Annotated in this window: 18 protein-coding genes; 15 read left to right on the top strand and 3 right to left on the bottom strand. The window is 68.2% G+C overall.

The features are described from left to right. The first annotated feature begins 5 nt into the window (after window positions 1-5). Together BJ993_RS23710 and BJ993_RS23705 are read left to right on the top strand one after the other, a co-directional pair. Window positions 6-329, top strand: a complete 324-nt coding sequence (locus tag BJ993_RS23710; protein ID WP_179651678.1) for a hypothetical protein — start codon at window positions 6-8, stop codon at window positions 327-329. 111 nt (window positions 330-440) lie between these two features. Continuing rightward, window positions 441-3,269, top strand: a complete 2,829-nt coding sequence (locus BJ993_RS23705; protein WP_179651676.1) for a DNA methyltransferase — start codon at window positions 441-443, stop codon at window positions 3,267-3,269. Window positions 3,270-3,391: 122 nt separating this feature from the next. Here BJ993_RS23705 and BJ993_RS23700 read toward each other — a convergent pair whose 3' ends face one another. Together BJ993_RS23700 and BJ993_RS23695 are read right to left on the bottom strand one after the other, a co-directional pair. Then, entirely contained in the window at window positions 3,392-4,519 is a 1,128-nt protein-coding gene (locus BJ993_RS23700; protein WP_179651674.1) for an XRE family transcriptional regulator, read from the bottom strand. Next, window positions 4,506-5,174 (bottom strand): hypothetical protein, encoded by a 669-nt coding sequence (locus tag BJ993_RS23695; RefSeq protein WP_179651672.1) that lies wholly within the window; start codon window positions 5,172-5,174, stop codon window positions 4,506-4,508. The genes BJ993_RS23700 and BJ993_RS23695 overlap by 14 nt, the downstream gene beginning before the upstream one ends. A 509-nt stretch (window positions 5,175-5,683) precedes the next feature. On the opposite strand from BJ993_RS23695, the gene BJ993_RS23690 reads away from it, so the two are divergent. Beyond that, window positions 5,684-6,418, top strand: coding sequence for a peptidase associated/transthyretin-like domain-containing protein (locus BJ993_RS23690; RefSeq protein ID WP_179651670.1), 735 nt, complete (start codon window positions 5,684-5,686; stop codon window positions 6,416-6,418). On the opposite strand, the gene BJ993_RS23685 is transcribed toward BJ993_RS23690, so the two are convergent. Further along, on the bottom strand, window positions 6,415-6,945 hold the full coding sequence (locus tag BJ993_RS23685; protein WP_179651668.1) for a hypothetical protein: 531 nt from the start codon (window positions 6,943-6,945) through the stop codon (window positions 6,415-6,417). The two genes, BJ993_RS23690 and BJ993_RS23685, sit on opposite strands and share 4 nt — an antisense overlap. A gap of 143 nt (window positions 6,946-7,088) precedes the next feature. Between BJ993_RS23685 and yidD the strand changes: the two genes are divergently transcribed. The 12 genes from yidD to BJ993_RS23625 all read left to right on the top strand — a co-directional run bounded on the left by yidD (window position 7,089) and on the right by BJ993_RS23625 (window position 17,671). After that, window positions 7,089-7,520 (top strand): membrane protein insertion efficiency factor YidD, encoded by a 432-nt coding sequence (yidD, locus tag BJ993_RS23680; protein ID WP_179651666.1) that lies wholly within the window; start codon window positions 7,089-7,091, stop codon window positions 7,518-7,520. A 111-nt stretch (window positions 7,521-7,631) separates the two neighbouring features. Next, window positions 7,632-9,614, top strand: a complete 1,983-nt coding sequence (thrS, locus tag BJ993_RS23675) for a threonine--tRNA ligase (RefSeq protein ID WP_179651664.1) — start codon at window positions 7,632-7,634, stop codon at window positions 9,612-9,614. Window positions 9,615-9,616: 2 nt separating this feature from the next. Next, the gene (locus BJ993_RS23670; protein ID WP_179651662.1) at window positions 9,617-10,603 is read left to right on the top strand and encodes a glycoside hydrolase family 25 domain-containing protein; all 987 of its coding nucleotides are present in this window, start codon (window positions 9,617-9,619) and stop codon (window positions 10,601-10,603) included. Window positions 10,604-10,615: 12 nt separating this feature from the next. Further along, on the top strand, window positions 10,616-11,344 hold the full coding sequence (locus BJ993_RS23665) for a TetR/AcrR family transcriptional regulator (RefSeq protein WP_051932210.1): 729 nt from the start codon (window positions 10,616-10,618) through the stop codon (window positions 11,342-11,344). Between the two features lie 68 nt (window positions 11,345-11,412). Further along, window positions 11,413-11,901, top strand: coding sequence for an HIT family protein (locus BJ993_RS23660; RefSeq protein ID WP_179652627.1), 489 nt, complete (start codon window positions 11,413-11,415; stop codon window positions 11,899-11,901). 10 nt (window positions 11,902-11,911) lie between these two features. Beyond that, the gene (gene pgsA / locus BJ993_RS23655; RefSeq protein WP_036544961.1) at window positions 11,912-12,571 is read left to right on the top strand and encodes a phosphatidylinositol phosphate synthase; all 660 of its coding nucleotides are present in this window, start codon (window positions 11,912-11,914) and stop codon (window positions 12,569-12,571) included. A 32-nt stretch (window positions 12,572-12,603) separates the two neighbouring features. Beyond that, window positions 12,604-13,509, top strand: coding sequence for a pyridoxal 5'-phosphate synthase lyase subunit PdxS (gene pdxS, locus BJ993_RS23650; protein WP_179651660.1), 906 nt, complete (start codon window positions 12,604-12,606; stop codon window positions 13,507-13,509). Between the two features lie 240 nt (window positions 13,510-13,749). After that, on the top strand, window positions 13,750-14,286 hold the full coding sequence (locus BJ993_RS23645; RefSeq protein ID WP_179651658.1) for an alternate-type signal peptide domain-containing protein: 537 nt from the start codon (window positions 13,750-13,752) through the stop codon (window positions 14,284-14,286). Between the two features lie 29 nt (window positions 14,287-14,315). Continuing rightward, window positions 14,316-15,059, top strand: coding sequence for a signal peptidase I (locus BJ993_RS23640; protein WP_179651656.1), 744 nt, complete (start codon window positions 14,316-14,318; stop codon window positions 15,057-15,059). Further along, on the top strand, window positions 15,056-15,754 hold the full coding sequence (locus BJ993_RS23635; RefSeq protein WP_179651654.1) for a hypothetical protein: 699 nt from the start codon (window positions 15,056-15,058) through the stop codon (window positions 15,752-15,754). Before BJ993_RS23640 ends, BJ993_RS23635 begins: the two co-directional genes overlap by 4 nt. Then, window positions 15,741-16,346, top strand: a complete 606-nt coding sequence (locus BJ993_RS23630) for a SipW-dependent-type signal peptide-containing protein (RefSeq protein ID WP_179651652.1) — start codon at window positions 15,741-15,743, stop codon at window positions 16,344-16,346. Before BJ993_RS23635 ends, BJ993_RS23630 begins: the two co-directional genes overlap by 14 nt. Further along, window positions 16,343-17,671 (top strand): signal peptidase I, encoded by a 1,329-nt coding sequence (locus BJ993_RS23625; RefSeq protein ID WP_179651650.1) that lies wholly within the window; start codon window positions 16,343-16,345, stop codon window positions 17,669-17,671. The genes BJ993_RS23630 and BJ993_RS23625 overlap by 4 nt, the downstream gene beginning before the upstream one ends. Window positions 17,672-17,705 lie beyond the last annotated feature (34 nt).

Genomic DNA, 17,705 nt, shown 5'->3' with positions numbered 1-17,705 from the left:
TGATCATGGCCAGGACCAAGCTGACGCGCACGACCTGCCGGGGCTGTAAGGCCCAAGGGCACGCTACGGAGCATGCGCTGCCGGGCACGGTGACCTACGTGGTCACGAAGCTTGGCAAGGCCCCCATCGGCATGCGGATGCAAGCCTGGGGTGCAGCCGCGTCTCCGGGGCTGTCGGGCGCCGACAAGGGCGGCTACGCAATGCAAGCGGCCGCCAACCGCAGACCAGACAAAGGCAAGCTCGTTTGCGTCCGGTGCGGCAGCGACCGAATCGTCACGGAGACGATCAAAGTGTCGTCCAGCGAAGCGGTGCGCCTACTCGGCGAGTAGGCGCTGCCCCTCGGGCGTCAAGTTGCAATAGGGCGACCCTGAGGGCCGAACCGTCATGAGTGTTTCCGCAGAGTGTCCTCAGATGTCTGTGTCTTCCGGCAGGATGCGAGCGTGATCGACGAAGGCAAAGTGCTGTCCCTCAACGAGATGCGTAACCGGGTGGCTCGGTTCGTTGTGGACTACAAGGACGCGACCAGCGAGAAGTCTGACGCGCAGAACTTCTGGCGTGACTTGATGGCCTGCTACGGAGTCGACTCAGTCCGCCGCAAGGGGGTGATCTTCGAGGCACAAGCCAAGCGTGCCGACACCGGCAACTACGGCTACATCGACGTCCTCAAGCCTGGGCTGTTCCTCATCGAACATAAGTCAGCCGGCAAGCTGGTGACACCCAAGGGCGCGTCGATCTCGAACGCTGAGGAGCAAGCGAACGCGTACATCGCAGGTGGATCGATCTCGGGTGCACTTCCGCGGTATGTCCTGACGTCCGACTTCCAGTCAATCCAGGTGACCGATCTTTCACGACGGAAAGACGATCCGACCCGCACCCTTACGATCCGTACGAATGAGCTACCAGACTACGTCGAGTCGTTCCTCTTCCTGACCGCGGAAGACGACATCGAAGCCATCATTCGCGAGGACCAGGCGGACGCATCGGTCAAGGCAGCGCGCCTGATGGGCGACCTGTTTACTGCGCTGACTAAGGATGCCGACACAGAGGACGAAGACGATCCGACCAACGAAGATGAGGAAACGTACGACGCCTCGATTCTTCTTACGCGCCTACTCTTCCTCATGTTTGGCGACGACGCCGGCCTCTGGCCGCGGGCGACCTTCCACCGATTCCTTCTCGATCGTACGCAAAGCGATGGCAGCGACATGGCGGGGCAGCTCACCATGCTGTTCGAGGTTCTCGACACGCCTGAGAACAAGCGCGACAGACGCATCGACGAGTCCTTTGCTCGGTTCCCCTACGTAAACGGCGCTCTGTTCAGGCGCGACGTGATCAAGAAGATGCCGTGGTTCGACACGGACATGCGCGACGCTCTTGTCCGCGCCTGTGAGTTCGACTGGTCCCGCATTAGCCCCGCCGTGTTCGGATCGCTGTTTCAGACGGTCCACTCGCGCGAGGCCAGGCACGCGGGGGGCGAGCACTACACGTCAGAAGAGAACATCCTGAAGACGCTGCGCCCACTGTTCCTCGATGACTTGCGCAAACGACTCGACGCAGCCAACACCAAGCCTCAACTGGAGGCCCTGCACGACGAGTTCAAGCGCTTCCGCTACGTAGATCCGGCCTGTGGGTGCGGCAACTTCCTCATCGTCGCCTACCGAGAGATGCGGAATCTGGAGCTAGATCTCTTGATCAAGCTGAGGACGAAGCAAGGCGACACGCAGATGATCCTTGATCCGTCAGATCTTCTGAACGTCACTCTCGATCAGTTTACCGGGATGGAGATCAAGTGGTGGCCTGCGAAGATCGCCGAGACCGCGATGTTCCTTGTTGATCATCAATCCAATCGACAGATGGAGAAGACGCTCGGCGTTACGCCGAACAGACTCCCGATCGACATCGCCGCGAACATCCACCACGCCAACGCGCTCACGCACGACTGGGCTGAACTCCTCCCCGATGGCCCAACGGTGTGGGTGTTCGGAAACCCGCCCTTTCTCGGCCGGAAGGAGACGAGCGATGAGCAGAAGGCCGAGTTGCAGGCGGCCTGGCAGAAGCCCACTGCCCACCTGGACTACGTGACTGCTTGGCACCGTAAAGCTCTCGACTACTTCACGAACGTTGACGGTGAGTTCGCCTTCGTATCCTCGAACTCCGTCACACAGGGAGAGCAGGTTCCCGACTTGTTCCCGGACATCCGCGATGCGGGATGGCGCATCAAGTTCGGCCACCGGACGTTCTACTGGACTAACGAGTCAGCATCCAAGGAACGAGCTCACGTTCACTGCGTCATCGTCGGGTTCACTAGGGATCAGGGGGCAAAGCAGCGACTGTTCGACTATTCGGATCGCCGGACGCAGACTGAGGTCAAGGTCACCGAAGGAATCAACGGCTACTTGGCCGACGCACCGGCCGTCTACCCGGCGAGTCGCAGCAAACCGCTCTCGCCCGAACTGGCGCCGGTCAGTTTCGGATCCATGCCTCGTGACGACGGCTTCCTGCTCATCGAGCCGGACGAATACGCCGGTGTGATTGCTGACCCAGTCGCGGCGAAGTACGTTCGCAGATTCATCGGAGCGCGACAGCTGATCAACAACGAACCGCGCTGGTGTCTCTGGATGGTCGACCTGGATCCCGCCGACGTTCGCCGATCACCGGTCCTGAAGCAGCGGCTGGAAGGGGTTCGAGCGATGCGCTCAAATTCGAAAGCCGCTACCACTCGCGAGTGGGCAAAGTTGCCGCACCTGTTTGTCCAGCAGGCCCAACCGCTTGTGCCTTACATCTGTATCCCCCGACACTTCTCCGAAGGCCGTCCGTACGCAACCGTTGCGCGCTTTGAGCCTGACGTCATCGCGGGAGATTCGTGCTTCACGACTGTCGATCCGGATGGCTTCGTCTTCGCGGTGCTGTCGTCGTCAATGTTCATTGTCTGGCAGAAGACAGTCGGCGGGAGGCTCAAGTCGGATCCGCGATTCTCGAAGGAGATCGTCTGGAACACCCTCCCGCTGCCTGCTGTTAGCGCCGACGTGCGAGCTGCCGTCATCGATGCTGGTGCTGGTGTCAACGCCGCTCGAGGCCTGCGTCCTGAACGATCGTTGGCCGAGCACTACCAACCACTTGCGATGTCCAAGGAGCTTGTTGCTGCGCACAACATCTTGGACAAGGCGGTCGACAAGGCGTTCGGTGCCGGCCGCGCCCGGATGGATGAGCTGGCACGGCAGACCGTTCTGTTCGACCGATACGCAGAAATGATCGCGGCCAGCAGCTAGTCCAAGACGGTTTAGCGCGGGGATGCCCCAGCCCGGACGACGCTCGACCATCGAGCCGGGACATCGCGACGCGCATAGGGATCGGATTCCGTTCAGCCCGATCCGGGCCACAGCGTTGGGCTCTACAGATTGTCTCTACGGCGGCTGGCCAAGTCGATGACTCGCGCACCTTCCGATGACGATGTCATCCGCTCAGGTTCTTGAACCCACTGTCGCAACAGAGTCGCAGGCAATCCCAACTCTCGGCCCGCATGAACTCGGTCAGAGCCGTAGACCTCGTTCAACGCCTGGCCGAGAAGGAGGGGCTTCTCTGAGGCCACCTCGACGGGCTCGTTCTTGCGCCAACCCTGTGAGGACCACTGGATGAAGAGGCTGCGTTCGCGGTCAGTGCTGATCAAGCCCAAGTCCCGACCCCGCTTGATGATGCTCGCGACTGGCACGCCAAACTCAGCTTTGATCCCAAGATATCCCTGCAGGTTCAGAGTCTCACTGATCCGATTCGACACTGCCTCGATCGGGAGAAGCATCGCGCGAGCGAAGTGATGAGCACGCAGTTCAGCCGGATGACGTCGAGTGCGGATGGGCGCACTCAGACCTTGATCAAAGATCAGGTGGCCCAACTCATGCATGAGCGCAAAGCGCTGCTCTGCGCCGCTTAGCTCTGATATGAGTGCGACGAGGGGTCGCCCGGTCGACGAGTGCGGCATCGAAATGCCCATGTGGTCTGTGCTGCTGGGGTCGAGCCCGTCGAGGTTCGCAACGACTCCAACACCGAGATGCTCGAGCGTCCGGGTTGCATTCATGATCGGCGCACCAGGGGCGAGGCCTAGGCGATTGCGAGTCACGGTGGCGACGTGTTCGACACTTCCGCCGTGGTCGGCCGGACTGACGAAGTCGGTCGCTCGGTATCCCGATGACTCAGAGACTGCCTCGAAGATCCTGGTCGCTTCGCGGTGCAGACGCTTGACTCTGCGCTCATCGGCAACAGTCGCCTTCGAGGTCTTCCAGAACGTCTGAACGAGACTCTCGCGATCCGACGGAGGTACTTCGAAGAAGGTGGCTGGCACCTTGTAGGCCATCGTCAACTTGGTGACCAACTCGGCCGGCAGGGGGCGTTCGCCCTTCTCGATGCGGGAGAGGAACGACTGGTTGACCCCGACGCGCTCAGCTAGTCCGGTCTGGGTGAGATTGAACATCTCGCGGAGAGCCTCTAGGCGCCGGCCGCTGCGCTCGATGTCACTGCTGGTCATTGACGTCCCTCTTGAGAAAGAAGTCCTCCTCTGCGGCGTCACCGTCGAAGCGTTGGGTGGTGTGCAGCCCGCCCGTGGGGAGGATGTTGAAGAAGAAGTTGCACCCTACTGAGCGGCCAAACACACCAGCCTCGGTGGTGTGCACGATGCGGGTCTTGAAAGCGTTCAGGTCGACGTTGCCTTCATCGTCGGTTCCGTAGTCCCACGCGTGGTGCATGACGATCCGGTCTGCCCGAATGAAGGTTCCGTCCAGTTCGAACAGCGCGGGCGAGGCCCAGCGCTGGCGCCGGGTGCGCCCCGAACCGGCGGGCGGCAAACTCCCGCGGTGGACACGTCGGTTCTCCTTGATGAAGGAGAGGTCCAAGCCGAAGTCGTCGTTGCTGAAAATCAGCTGGCCCATGAGGCGGGGGTCGCCCGCGACCACCCAGCCGTCTGGCAGTGGCTGACCCTTGTAGTACTCGCGCATCTCAGCCCGCGCCGTCAGCGACCAGAGATGCGGCTGCTCCTTGAAGGAGAACCGGCTGTTGTGCTTGTTCGCGAACGCGAGAGAGTGCGCCAGGCCGTCATACAAGGGTGAGGCGAGCGGAGTGAGCTGATCGCGGAGCTCGAGAACCAGCTCCTGCGGAAGTTCGTCGGGGTGCTGCGCGGTGGTCATAATCGGCCCTTCTCGGTGGAGGTGGTCATATTATGACGCCCATTGCAAGTTTCGCAAGTGTGTTCGAGTTGCCGCACTGAAGGGTCCCCTCCGGGACAGCTCGACGACTCGGGCACGCCGGCCGGCACGGGGCCTCAGCCAGCGGATGAAAGGCGCGGCCTCTGCTTGCTCGCCCGCCGAGCAGAGGCGCAGTCCTGGCACCTCTTTTACACAGCCCACAAGGTGGCATGGACCGGGCCGATAGACGACCCCCGGCGATCTTGCGCGTTCGATTCGCGTTCTGACCTGCGACTTTGGGCCCGATAGGATCGCGCTGGCACCAGTGGCGGGTGGTCTATCGGAACCGTCGGCCTCGTTCACACCGAAGAGGTCACTGGTTCGAACCCAGTATCGCCCACCCAGCACCACCACCCAGTACCACCACCCAGCACCACGCAGGAGCCGCGCCGAAGAGCGCGGCTCTCGCCGTTTTCCTGCGCTACGACGCCCGGCGGGCCTACAACGGACCCATGAAGCGACTTCTCGTGGTCCTCCTCGGCCTCGCCGCCGCCCTGGCGGCCCTCACCGCGGTGCCGACGGCATCCAGCGCCGGTGCTCCAGCCGGCTCATCAGCACGGGCGGCCCAGGCCGCTCCCGCGCCCATCACGGGGCGCCTCGTCTACGACTTCGACGACGTGCGCCCCGCGGCCGGCGTACGGATCGAGCTCCGCTCCGGTCCGGGCGGCACGATCATCGGCTCGACGACCACCGACAGCGAGGGCCGGTTCTCGGTCGTGCGCACCGGGCCCCTGCCGGCCGGCGGCTCCTACGTCCGGGTGGTCGGCAACAACTGGGTCCAGGGCGGCATCGTGGGCGGCAACAGCAGCCCCCGGTACGTGGAGGCGAACTTCTCCTTCGCCCGTCGCTATGCGGACGGCACGGCACTCGGCCGGGTGTGGGCGTTGCCGTCCTTCGTGCGTGGCCAGGTCGTCGACGCGGCCACCCTCGCGCCGGTCGCCGGCGCCCGGGTCAACCTGCGCCGCGCCGTCGACAACGTCCGGGTCGGCACGGTGCTGACGGCGTCCAACGGCACCTTCCGGATCTACCCGGTCGACGGCGAGGACTTCAACCTCCAGGTCAACGGCCTCGCGGTCGGCCACGAGCTCGGCTACCGCGCCTGCAACGCCCAGCTGGTGCCGACGATCGGTGAGGCGTGCGGCGCGCCGATCGGCTACATCGGCCGCGTGTACGCCGACGCCCTCTAGAGCGCCTGGCGCAGCCGCTGGGCGATGGTCGGCCCGGTGGGAGCCGGCGGCGCACCCTCGGCGAGGAGGCCGAGGTGCGTCGCCACGGCGCGGGCCGCGTGGGTGCCCATGTGGTTGAGCCCTGCCTGCGCGTAGTGCAGCGGGTCGCGCATCCAGCCGCGCGCGGGGAAGAGGTCGCACTGGGTGTAGGTCATCGTGAAGCCCTCGCCGAGGCAGACCGCGTCCTGGGCAGCCCGCACGGCGGCGTACCCGTCCCGGTAGCCGCTGCGGTCGCCGAGGCGCAGCACGAAGACCTCGCCGGGCAGCACCGCCCCGGCGAGCCACGCGCCGAGGGCGCGCAGCGCGTCCGTGTACGCCGCCCGCAGCCCGCCGACGTCCGGGTACTGCTGGGCGTCCTGCTCGCCCTGGTGCCACACGACGCCACGCCACACCGGCTCCCAGCCGGCGTCCGCGAGGTCGCTCAGGGCGCCGTTGAAGCGCGCCGCGGCGGCCTCGCGCAGGGTCGAGGAGCGAGGCGAACAGCGCACGGCGTGCTGTCCCCATGGCCGGTGAGGCTAGGGGCGCCGGTCCCGCGCCGTGCCGGAACGCCGGACATTTTGCCTTCGCGAGGCGTGATCCGGACGACACTGGCTAGGCTCCGGCCGACGTGACCGATCGGGAGGGTTGACCCATGGGGTGGTGGCGCGATCGCCGCAACCGGCGGAGCCGGAGGAAGCGCGGACGCGACTGCGCGGACGGCGCGTGCGACGTCGCGGAGTGCGCCGACTGCAGCCCGTTCCTGCTCGGGCTCGTGCTGGCGACGCTGGCCGGCTACCGCACCACGCCGCCCGTGGCGGGCGCGCGGGGGACCACCGGGACGCTGCTGCGCCTCATCCGGTCCTACCAGGTCAACGTCTCCGCGCACCGGCCCGCGGTCTGCAACCTGACGCCCACCTGCTCCCACCACGCCTTCGCGGCCGTGCAGGAGCGTGGCCCCGCGGCCCTTCCCGAGGTACGCCGCCGGCTCCGCCGCTGCGCCGAGGCGGGCCGCGCACGCCGCGCCGCCGCCGGCTCGGACCGGGGCCCGGACCGGGGCGGAGATCGGGGCGCGGAGAGGGGCTGAGCCCGACGGGGGTCCCGGCGCGGGAATCGGCTGCGTGCCGGCCCGCGGCGGCCGATACGATCGACGTACGTCCGCAACCGTGCGGTCCGCCTCTCCAGAAGGAGCTCCTCCGTGTCCGACATCAAGGTCGTCGTAGTGTCCGCCGATGCGCGCCGGGACTCGACGGTCACCACGGGCACGAAGGCCTGGGAGCTGTTCCGCGACGACGCCGACGTGATCGCCGCGCGTGTCGGTGGCCAGCTCAAGGACCTCTCCTACGAGCTCGCCGACGGTGACGAGGTCGAGGGCGTGGCCATCGGGAGCCCCGACGGGCTCGACATCCTGCGCCACTCGACCGCGCACGTGCTGGCCCAGGCGGTGCAGCAGCTCTACCCCGAGGCCAAGCTCGGCATCGGCCCGCCGATCCAGGACGGCTTCTACTACGACTTCGACGTGCCGGTGCCCTTCGTGCCCGAGGACCTCGCGAAGCTCGAGAGCGCGATGCGCAAGATCGTCAAGGAGAACCAGCGCTTCGACCGCCGGGTCACCACCGACGAGGACGCGCTGGTCGAGCTCGCCGACGAGCCCTACAAGGTCGAGCTGATCGGCCTCAAGGGATCGGCCGCGGACGCCGCGGAGGGTGCCTCCGCCGAGGTCGGCGCGGGCGAGCTGACCATCTACGACAACATCAACCGCAAGGGCGAGGTCGCCTGGAAGGACCTCTGCCGTGGGCCGCACCTGCCCACCACCAAGCGGATCCCGGCGTTCAAGCTGATGCGCAGCGCGGCGGCGTACTGGCGCGGCGACGAGAAGAACAAGCAGCTCCAGCGCATCTACGGCACCGCCTGGCCGAGCAAGGAGGAGCTCGACGAGCACCTCCACCGGCTCGAGGAGGCCGAGCGGCGCGACCACCGCAAGCTCGGGCGCGAGCTCGACCTGTTCTCCTTCCCCGACGAGATCGGCTCCGGCCTGCCGGTGTTCCACCCCAAGGGCGGCGTCATCAAGCGGGAGATGGAGGACTACGTCCGCCAGCGCCACATCGAGGAGGGCTTCTCCTACGTCGGCACCCCGCACATCACCAAGGACGGGCTGTTCCACACCTCGGGGCACCTGCCGTACTACGCCGACACCATGTTCCCGCCGATGGAGTTCGAGGGCACGAACTACCAGCTGAAGGCGATGAACTGCCCGATGCACAACCTGATCTTCAGCAGCCGCGGGCGCTCCTACCGCGAGCTGCCGCTGCGCCTGTTCGAGTTCGGCAGCGTCTACCGCTACGAGAAGTCGGGCGTGATCCACGGCCTGACCCGCGTGCGCGGCTTCGCGCAGGACGACTCGCACTCCTACTGCACCCCCGAGCAGGCGCCGGCCGAGGTCAAGCACCTCCTGGGCTTCATGCTCGGCGTGCTCAAGGACTTCGGGCTCGACGACTTCTACCTCGAGCTCTCGACCCGCGACGACTCCAAGCCCGACAAGTTCGTCGGCTCCGACGAGGACTGGGCGACCGCCACGAAGGTGCTCGAGGACGTCGCGGCCGAGACCGGTCTCCAGCTCGTGCCGGACCCGGGCGGCGCCGCCTTCTACGGGCCGAAGATCTCGGTCCAGGCCAAGGACGCCATCGGCCGCACCTGGCAGATGGGCACGGTGCAGTACGACTTCAACCAGCCGGCCCGCTTCGGTCTCGAGTACACCTCGTCCGACGGCTCGAAGCAGCAGCCGGTGATGATCCACTCGGCGAAGTTCGGCTCGATCGAGCGCTTCCTCGGTGTCCTCGTCGAGCACTACGCCGGCGCCTTCCCTCCGTGGCTCGCGCCGGTGCAGGTCGTCGGCATCCCGGTGGCCGACGCGTTCACCGACTACCTCTACGACGTCACCGACCAGCTCAAGGCGCGGGGCATCCGGGTCGAGGTCGACGAGTCGGACGACCGGTTCCAGAAGAAGATCCGCAACGCCCAGCTGCAGAAGATCCCGTTCATGCTCATCGCCGGTGGCGAGGACGTCGAGAAGGGCGCGGTCAGCTTCCGCTACCGCGACGGCCGGCAGGACAACGGCGTCCCGATCGCCGAGGCGATCGAGCGCGTGGTCGCCGCCGTGGAGAGCCGGGAGCAAGTCTGACCATGGGACGCAGGGGGCCGGCGGTCGTCGTACTCACGGCGCTGCTGCCTGCCCTCGTGGCCTGCGGCGGCTCGGACAAGCCGTCCGGTGCGCCGCCGCGCCCGCCCGTGTCGACGACGGCCACGGCCAGCCCCAGCGACAGCGGCAAGCCCGGGGGAGACGCGGGTGACCCCGGTGCCGACGCCAGCGACCTGGCGAAGGCGGCGGAGGACCTCGCCCGCGAGGGCAGCCAGCCCACGAGCGACATCGCGCCGCGCGACGGCGAGGTGCTCGGTGGCGACGTGAGCTGGCCCCAGTGCCCGAAGGGGACCGGCATCCCCCAGAAGCAGGGCAAGGGGCTCCCGATGCCCCTGCCGACGGCCGAGTACGTCGTCCTGGGGCTCACCAACGGGCCGGGCTTCACGCCCAACCCGTGCCTGGCCGACCAGGTGCAGTGGGCGAAGGACAACGACGTCCTGGTCGCCGTCTACGCCGTGTCGTCGTACCCGAGCGCCGCGACGTTGAGGGACGAGGGCGCCAACGGCCCCTACGACGCCTCGACGACGATCGGACAGCTCAAGAACGTCGGCTACGCCCAGGCCCGCTTCAACATCGGCACCATGGCCACCGTCGGGCTGCTCAGCCCGATCGTGTGGATCGACGTCGAGCCCGTGCCCGACTTCGAGTGGAGCGGCAACCTGCGCGCCAACGCCGCCGTCATCGAGGGAGTCGCCCGCGGCTACGTCGACGCCGGCTTCCGGATCGGGGTCTACTCGACGCCGAGCCTCTACGAGCGGGTCGTCGGCGACTTCGACCTCGGCGGCGTGCCCGAGTGGCGCGCGGCGGGCCAGACGTCGAAGGCGGAGGCACTCAACAGGTGCGGCGACGACTGGTCGATCCAGGGCGGCACGGCCGTGATGGGACAGTGGGTCGCCTTGCAGCGTGACCAGAACGTCACGTGCCCCGGCGTCGCCGCCGACCTCGGCCAGTGGTTCCACCGCTTCACGTGAGAGGGTTTCGCAATGAGCTCGGAGAGTGGTGAGCTGCTCGACGGACGCCGTCGGCGCTGGCAGGAGCACAACCAGGTACGCCGCCAGGTGATCATCGACGCCGCGATCGCGGTGCTCGAACGCCAGGCCCCCGGCGAGGACTTCCAGGTGCAGGACGTCGCCGACGAGGCGAAGATGAGCCGCACGGTCATCTACCGCCACTTCAGCGACCGCTCGGACCTCGACCGCGCCGTGCAGACCGAGATCTGCGAGAACATCGGCGCCCAGATGCTCCCCGCGCTGTCCTACGACGGCACGCCGGACCAGATCATCCACCGCATCGTCGGCGGCTTCGTCCGCTGGGCCGAGGCGCACCCGTCGCTCTACTGGTTCGGCGAGCGCGACCTCACCCAGTGGGGCCCGAGCCCGCTCAGCCAGGCGGTCCAGCAGGTCGCCGAGGGCATCGAGGGCATCATGACGATCGTCGTGGCGGCCCTCGGCGTCGAGCTCTCCGAGGACGACCGCGCCGCCCTCGACCCGTGGGTGTTCGGCATGATCGGCGCGGTCTTCGCCGCCGTGCGGCGCTGGCTCGAGCGCGACGTGCGCGAGCCGAGCACCGAGGCGACGATCAACATCCTGTCGGAGTCGATCTGGCTGCAGATCAACGGCATGGCGCTGTCGCGCGGGCTCAACCTGCCGGACCTGCCCGTCGCCGACCTGCTGCAGATGCTCTCGCACTCGACCTCGTCCGACGACCAGTGACGGCAGTGAGGAACGGGAACCACGTGGCCGACCCCGACGGGCTCGAGCGGCTGTGGACGCCGCACCGCATGTCCTACGTGCGCGGCGAGGAGGACGTCGAGCCGCCGGCCCACGCCGAGCCCCGCCCGGCCTGCCCCTTCTGCCGGATCACCCGTGACCCGGCGACGTCGACCGACGACGCCCTGGTCGTCGTACGCGGGGAGGCGGCGTACGCCGTGCTCAACCTCTACCCGTACAACCCGGGCCACCTGATGGTGCTGCCCTACCGCCACGTCGCCGACTACACCGACCTCGACGACGCCGAGACCGACGAGGTCGCGGCGCTGACGAAGGCCGCACTGCGCACGATCCGGGTCGTCTCGCAGCCGCACGCGTTCAACGTCGGGCTCAACCTCGGGGGAGCGGCCGGCGGCTCGCTGTCCGGTCACCTGCACCAGCACGTCGTGCCGCGCTGGTCGGGCGACGCCAACTTCATGACCGTGATCGCGGGCACCAAGACCCTGCCGCAGCTGCTCGGGGACACCCGCGATCTGCTCGCCGAGCACTGGCAGGGGTAGGTTTCGCGCCGTGTTGGAGCGCTTCAAGGAGTTCTGGGCCGGGACCGTGCTGCACCCGTTCGTGCGGCTGTTCATCCGGATGGGCATCAGTCCCGACGCGGTCACCCTCGTCGGCACGCTCGGCGTCAGCGCCGGCGCGCTGATCTTCTTCCCGCAGGGTGAGCTGCTCATCGGCGTCCTGTTCATCACGGCGTTCGTGTTCAGCGACCTGATCGACGGGCGGATGGCCCGCGAGATGGGCCGGGTGTCGAAGTTCGGCGCCTTCTGGGACTCGACCCTCGACCGGATCGGCGACGGCGCGATCTTCGGTGGTCTCGCGCTCTACTTCGCCGGCACGGGCAAGGACCAGGGCGACAGCTACCTCTACCTCTGCGTGACCCTGTGGTGCCTGGTCATGGGCTCGGTGACGTCGTACGCCCGGGCTCGCGCCGAGTCGCTCGGCATGGACGCCAAGGGTGGCATCGCCGAGCGCGCCGACCGCCTCGTCTCGATCCTGGTGATGACCGGCCTCGGCGCCCTCCTCGACCTGCCGATCCTCATGTACGTCACCCTCTGGGCGCTCGCCGCGGCCAGCACCTACACGGTGGTCTTCCGGGTCCTGAAGGTGCGCCGCCAGGCCCTCGCGGCGGAGGCGGCGACCGAGCCGCCCACGGGGGAGCCCCAGGCGTAGTCCCGGCGGCCCGCGGCCGTACGATTGGTGCCATGAGCGAGCAGGCAGAGCCCACTTCTGGGCAGGGCACCACCCGGGTCAAGCGCGGCATGGCCGAGATGCTCAAGGGTGGGGTCATCATGGACGTCGTCACCCCGGAGCAGGCGAAGATCGCGGAGGACGCCGGCGCGGTCGCGGTGATGGCGCTCGAGCGTGTGCCCGCCGACATCCGCGCCCAGGGTGGGGTGTCCCGGATGAGCGACCCCGACATGATCGACGGGATCATCGAGGCGGTCTCGATCCCGGTGATGGCCAAGGCCCGGATCGGTCACTTCGCCGAGGCGCAGGTGCTGCAGTCGCTGGGTGTGGACTACATCGACGAGTCCGAGGTGCTGACCCCGGCCGACTATGCCAACCACATCGACAAGTGGGCCTTCACGGTCCCGTTCGTGTGTGGTGCGACCAACCTGGGTGAGGCGCTGCGGCGGATCACCGAGGGTGCGGCGATGATCCGGTCGAAGGGCGAGGCCGGCACCGGTGACGTCTCCAACGCGGTGACGCACATGCGCACGATCCGTGCGGAGCTGCGCCGGCTGACGGTGCTGTCCGACGACGAGCTGTACGTCGCGGCGAAGGAGCTGCAGGCGCCGTACGAGCTGGTCGTGGAGGTGGCCCGGAGCGGGAAGCTGCCGGTGGTGCTGTTCACCGCTGGTGGGATCGCGACGCCGGCGGATGCGGCGATGATGATGCAGCTGGGTGCCGAGGGTGTGTTCGTCGGCTCGGGGATCTTCAAGTCGGGCAACCCGGCGCAGCGCGCCGAGGCGATCGTGAAGGCGACGACCTTCTTCGACGACCCGGACGTGGTCGCGAAGGTCTCGCGTGGTCTGGGTGAGGCGATGGTCGGGATCAACGTCGACGAGCTGCCCCAGCCCCACCGCCTCGCCGAGCGCGGCTGGTGACTCCTCGCTGAACCACGCGGGCAACCACCCGCATGACCCATCGGAGCCATGGTCCTGACACGTCAGGACCATGGCTCCGATTTATTTACCGGGCCAATGTCCCGGTTTCCCCGCGCCTGCATGACCGTCCGTGATTGCCTTCGTTTCGGATTCCGAGGCGCTCCCGCGTCGGAAAAAGTCAATCCCTCACAACTGAGAGCCAGACCTGGGGACAACGCAGGCATGGGGACTGGAGAACCAATGAAGAAGACGACGAAGGGCGCACTCGCCGCCGGCGGCGCGGCCGTGCTGCTCATGGGTGGCGCCGGGACGCTCGCGTTCTGGACCGCCGACGCTGACGTCGAGGGCATCGCTGCGACCGCGGGCGAGCTCAAGATCATCAACGACACGTGCGCGGACGCCGACTGGGTGTTCGACAGCGGCGAGGACGAGGCCAGCAAGGTCTGGGAGGCCGGCGACCTCATCGTCCCCGGCGACACCCTCACGAAGACCTGCTCGTTCGAGGTCCAGGCGACCGGTGAGCACCTGCGCGCCAACCTCGACGTCACGGACCCGACCCGTGGCGGTTCGCTGACGGGCACGAACCTGACCATCGACGACTCGTTCCAGATCGACGGGACCGACGTGGCCGACGGCGTCATCACCGAGGCCAACGACGGCGACGTCGTCGACGCGTCGATCACCATCACCTTCCTGGGCACCGCGGGCAACGGCACGCAGACCCAGAACGTGACGCTGAGCGACTTCGGCTTCTCGCTGACCCAGGTCCACAGCTGATCGCTCCCGGCGATCACGGCGTCTGACGGGTGGCACCCACGGCACGAGCGACGCTCGGTTGGCTCTGGCAGGTCGTGCTGTGGGTGGTGATCCTCGGTGTGGTCGTCATCCTGGCGGCCGCGGTCCTCGTGCCGCGGCTCGCCGGGGCGACGCCGTACACGGTGCTCACCGGCTCGATGGAGCCGACCTACCCGCCGGGCACGCTGGTGGTGGTCAAGCCCGTCGACATGGACGAGATCGCCGTCGGCGACGTGATCACCTACCAGCTCGAGTCCGGCAAGGCGACCGTCGTCACCCACCGGGTGGTCGGGGTCAGCAACCGGTTCGACGGAACGACGCAGCTGATCACGCAGGGCGACGCCAACGACGACCCGGACCCGCTCCCGGTCGCCGAGGTCCAGGTCAGGGGCCGGCTGTGGTACTCGGCGCCGTACCTCGGACGACTCAACAACGTGCTGTCGGGCCAGGAGCGTCAGTGGGCCGTCTTCGGCGTCTCGGCGGCGCTCATCGGCTACGCAGCCTTCATGTTCGTCACGGCACTCCGTGACCGCCGGCGGGTGAAGAGGGAGTCGCCGGAGCCGGTCACTGAGGGGTCGACGGATCCGGCAGCACCAGCAACGTCAGCAGCACCAGCACGACCCGCAGCACTCGCACCACCTGGGAAGAACCGCCGGCCCGCGCCGGCGTTGGCGGCAGGAATCCTCCTGCTGGCCGTCGTGGTCCTGGTCCGCACCGGGACCCGCAGAAGAGCAACAGGAAGGGCTTCATCGTGATCCGGCGTCTCGTCGCACCGATCGTGTCCGTCGCCATCGCGACGGTCACGCTGGCTGCCGCGCCGGCGCACGCCGACGACGAGATCGGGTTGAGCCGCGACGGCGTCAGCTGGAGCACCGAGCTCACCGCGCCGCTCTTCGAGCCGTCGTTCCGGTTCGTCCCGGGCGACCAGGAGGTCCGCTCGTTCCGGGTCCGCAACGACGGCCCCTCCGCCGGCGTGCTCACGGTCGACGTGGTCGCGAACGACCCCGACCTGCTGCTCGCCGACGACGACTTCACGCTCGAGGCACGGATCGGCAACGGTGCCTGGCTCCCGGTCGAGGCCGGCACGACGCGGGCCGCGACCGAGCTCGAGGTGGCCGAGGGCGCCCAGACGCGAGTCTCCGTGCGTGCGACCTTCGACTGGGACTCCACCCGCCAGGTCGACTCCGTCCCGTTCCGGATCAGGCTCACCCTCTCCGAGGACGGCGACGTCGGAGGTGTCGACGAGGGCGACGGCGACGGGTCCGGCTCCGGTGACGGTGACGACGGCCAGGTGGGCGGCGTGCAGGACGGCCTGCCGGGCACCGGTTCCGCCGTCGCGCCCGGCCTCCTGTGGCTCGCGGCCGCGCTCGTCGGCACCGGTCTCGCACTGGTCCGACGCCGCGACCGCCGCGACCGTGACGAGGAGGTGGTCACCGATGGACAGGCCTGATCCCCGGCACCGTGCGCAGCGCGCCCGCTGGTTCGGCCGCGGTCGCACCCGGGCCCTGCTGTCGGCGGGCCTGCTGCTCGGCGCGGGTGCCGTCGCCACCTCGGCGTACTGGCACAACGCGGCGACGGTGGAGGGCGTGGCCGTGCAGGCCGGCGCCGTCCACATCGACCTCGCCACGAACAACAAGGTGAAGCCCGAGACCTACGTGTGGAGCGACCTCTCCGGCAGCATCCCGGCCTCTGGCGGCTCGGTGGCCAAGGTCCTCCGGGTCCGCAACAACAGCACCGGGCGGCTCACCTTCGGGTACACCGTCTCGGCGACCGCCACGGGCACGCTCGGTGCCGCGCTCAAGGTCACCGTGCGCAAGGGAGGAACCGTGAGCGGCTCGACGTGCACCGGCGGGACCGTCGTCGGCACCGCCAACGCGAACCTCAACGGCTACAGCGCCCCCGGTGGCAACCTCGCCGCGACGTCCGTGACCCCGTACCACGACCTTTGCGTGCAGGTGACGCTCCCGTCCGGTTCCGGCGTCGGCGGCTTCCAGTCGTCCAATGTCGCGTTCACCTTCGCGGCGACGCAGGTGATCGCATGACCCGGGTGGCGCGCTGGGGCCGGGAGGCCGTGCTGTGGACGGGCGGCGTGCTGGGCGCCCTCTGCCTGGCCGGCTTCGTCGCCGGGTGGCTCTTCCACGTCACTCCGCTCGTCTTCGTCTCCGGGTCGATGAGCCCCTCCTACGAGGCCGGTGCGCTGGGCGTCGCCCGGGAGGTCCCTGCCGCGGACATCTCGGTCGGGGACGTCGTCAGCGTGGTGGACGCCCAGGGCCACCGGGTCACCCACCGGGTCGTGGCGGCGGTGCCGTCGGGCGACGGCGTCGCGCTGACCCTGCAGGGCGACACCAACAACGTGCCGGACGCCGAGACCTACGTCGTGGACGCGGCCGATCGCGTCGCCTTCGGGATCCCGTACGCCGGCCGCGTGCTCAGCGCCGCCTCCAGCCCTGCCGGGCTGCTGGCCGCGGGGCTGCTCGTGGCGGCTGCCGCCCTCCTCGGGTTCGGCCACCGCGGCGGCGGCGCCCGGCGTCGTACGACGGGCGCCAGGCGGCTGGTCGTGCCCGCCGGTCTCGCTTCGGTCCTCGCCGTCGGCGGCGTCGTCGGTGTGACCGGCGGTGGTCCGTGGGCCTTCACGTCGGCGGTGTGGACGGACACCGCGACAGCGACCGCGACGATCACGACGCCTGACACGACGCCCCCGGTGCTGACGAGCCCGGCGCCCAGCAACGGCGCGACGGGTACGAACTGGGCAGCGCTCTCGTGCTCGTCGAGCGCCAACCAGGTCTGCGTCAACGCGACCGACACGGCCGGCTCCGGCGTGAGCGCCGTGGCGGTGAAGCTGGTACGCACCAGCGGCACCGTCCAGTGCTGGGACGGCTCGGCCTTCGTCAACGGCACCGCGTGCGCGGCCCAGCCGATGACCGTCGTGTCGGGAGCGCAGTACCGCTCCAGCGGGCTCACGGCGGCGCTCATGGTCAACGGGACCTACCAGGCGACGTACTCGGCCTCCGACGTCGCCGGCAACACGGCCACGCCGCTGGTCACCACGTTCACGGTGGCGGCGCCGGTGCCGGTGACGCCGGTCATCACCGGCTGCACGACCATCAACGGCAACAACCCCTACAACCTGACGTGGACCTGGTCCGGCTCGGGCAACCCCGACTCGTTCAAGCTCTACTACGGCGGTGGTGGCAGCTTCCGCACCCCGACCACCTTCGCGGGGACGGCGCGCAGCGGCCAGACGCAGTCGATCAACAACGAGGCCGGGACCTTCCGACTGGTCGCCGTCACCGGGGGCGTGGAGTCGACGCTGTCGAACGCCGCCAACTACTCCGGCAACGGCAACAAGAACTGCTCGGTGTCCTGAGTCCTCAGCCGGGCGGCGGCGCGGCCGATGAAGG

This window comes from Nocardioides aromaticivorans, assembly GCF_013408525.1.
GTDB classification, from domain to species: Bacteria; Actinomycetota; Actinomycetes; order Propionibacteriales; family Nocardioidaceae; genus Nocardioides; species Nocardioides aromaticivorans.
Note: the sequence above shows the minus strand (reverse complement) of the source record. Positions and strands in the feature narration are given on the sequence as shown.

Coding starts and splice junctions, on each gene's coding strand:
- BJ993_RS23700 (WP_179651674.1), bottom strand. CDS start 4,519: ATGACCAGCAGTGACATCGAGCGCAGCGGCCGGCGCCTAGAGGCTCTC.
- BJ993_RS23625 (WP_179651650.1), top strand. CDS start 16,343: ATGACCCGGGTGGCGCGCTGGGGCCGGGAGGCCGTGCTGTGGACGGGC.
- pdxS (WP_179651660.1), top strand. CDS start 12,604: ATGAGCGAGCAGGCAGAGCCCACTTCTGGGCAGGGCACCACCCGGGTC.
- BJ993_RS23710 (WP_179651678.1), top strand. CDS start 6: ATGGCCAGGACCAAGCTGACGCGCACGACCTGCCGGGGCTGTAAGGCC.
- BJ993_RS23695 (WP_179651672.1), bottom strand. CDS start 5,174: ATGACCACCGCGCAGCACCCCGACGAACTTCCGCAGGAGCTGGTTCTC.
- BJ993_RS23690 (WP_179651670.1), top strand. CDS start 5,684: ATGAAGCGACTTCTCGTGGTCCTCCTCGGCCTCGCCGCCGCCCTGGCG.
- BJ993_RS23670 (WP_179651662.1), top strand. CDS start 9,617: ATGGGACGCAGGGGGCCGGCGGTCGTCGTACTCACGGCGCTGCTGCCT.
- BJ993_RS23660 (WP_179652627.1), top strand. CDS start 11,413: ATGTCCTACGTGCGCGGCGAGGAGGACGTCGAGCCGCCGGCCCACGCC.
- BJ993_RS23630 (WP_179651652.1), top strand. CDS start 15,741: ATGGACAGGCCTGATCCCCGGCACCGTGCGCAGCGCGCCCGCTGGTTC.
- yidD (WP_179651666.1), top strand. CDS start 7,089: ATGGGGTGGTGGCGCGATCGCCGCAACCGGCGGAGCCGGAGGAAGCGC.
- BJ993_RS23665 (WP_051932210.1), top strand. CDS start 10,616: ATGAGCTCGGAGAGTGGTGAGCTGCTCGACGGACGCCGTCGGCGCTGG.
- BJ993_RS23645 (WP_179651658.1), top strand. CDS start 13,750: ATGAAGAAGACGACGAAGGGCGCACTCGCCGCCGGCGGCGCGGCCGTG.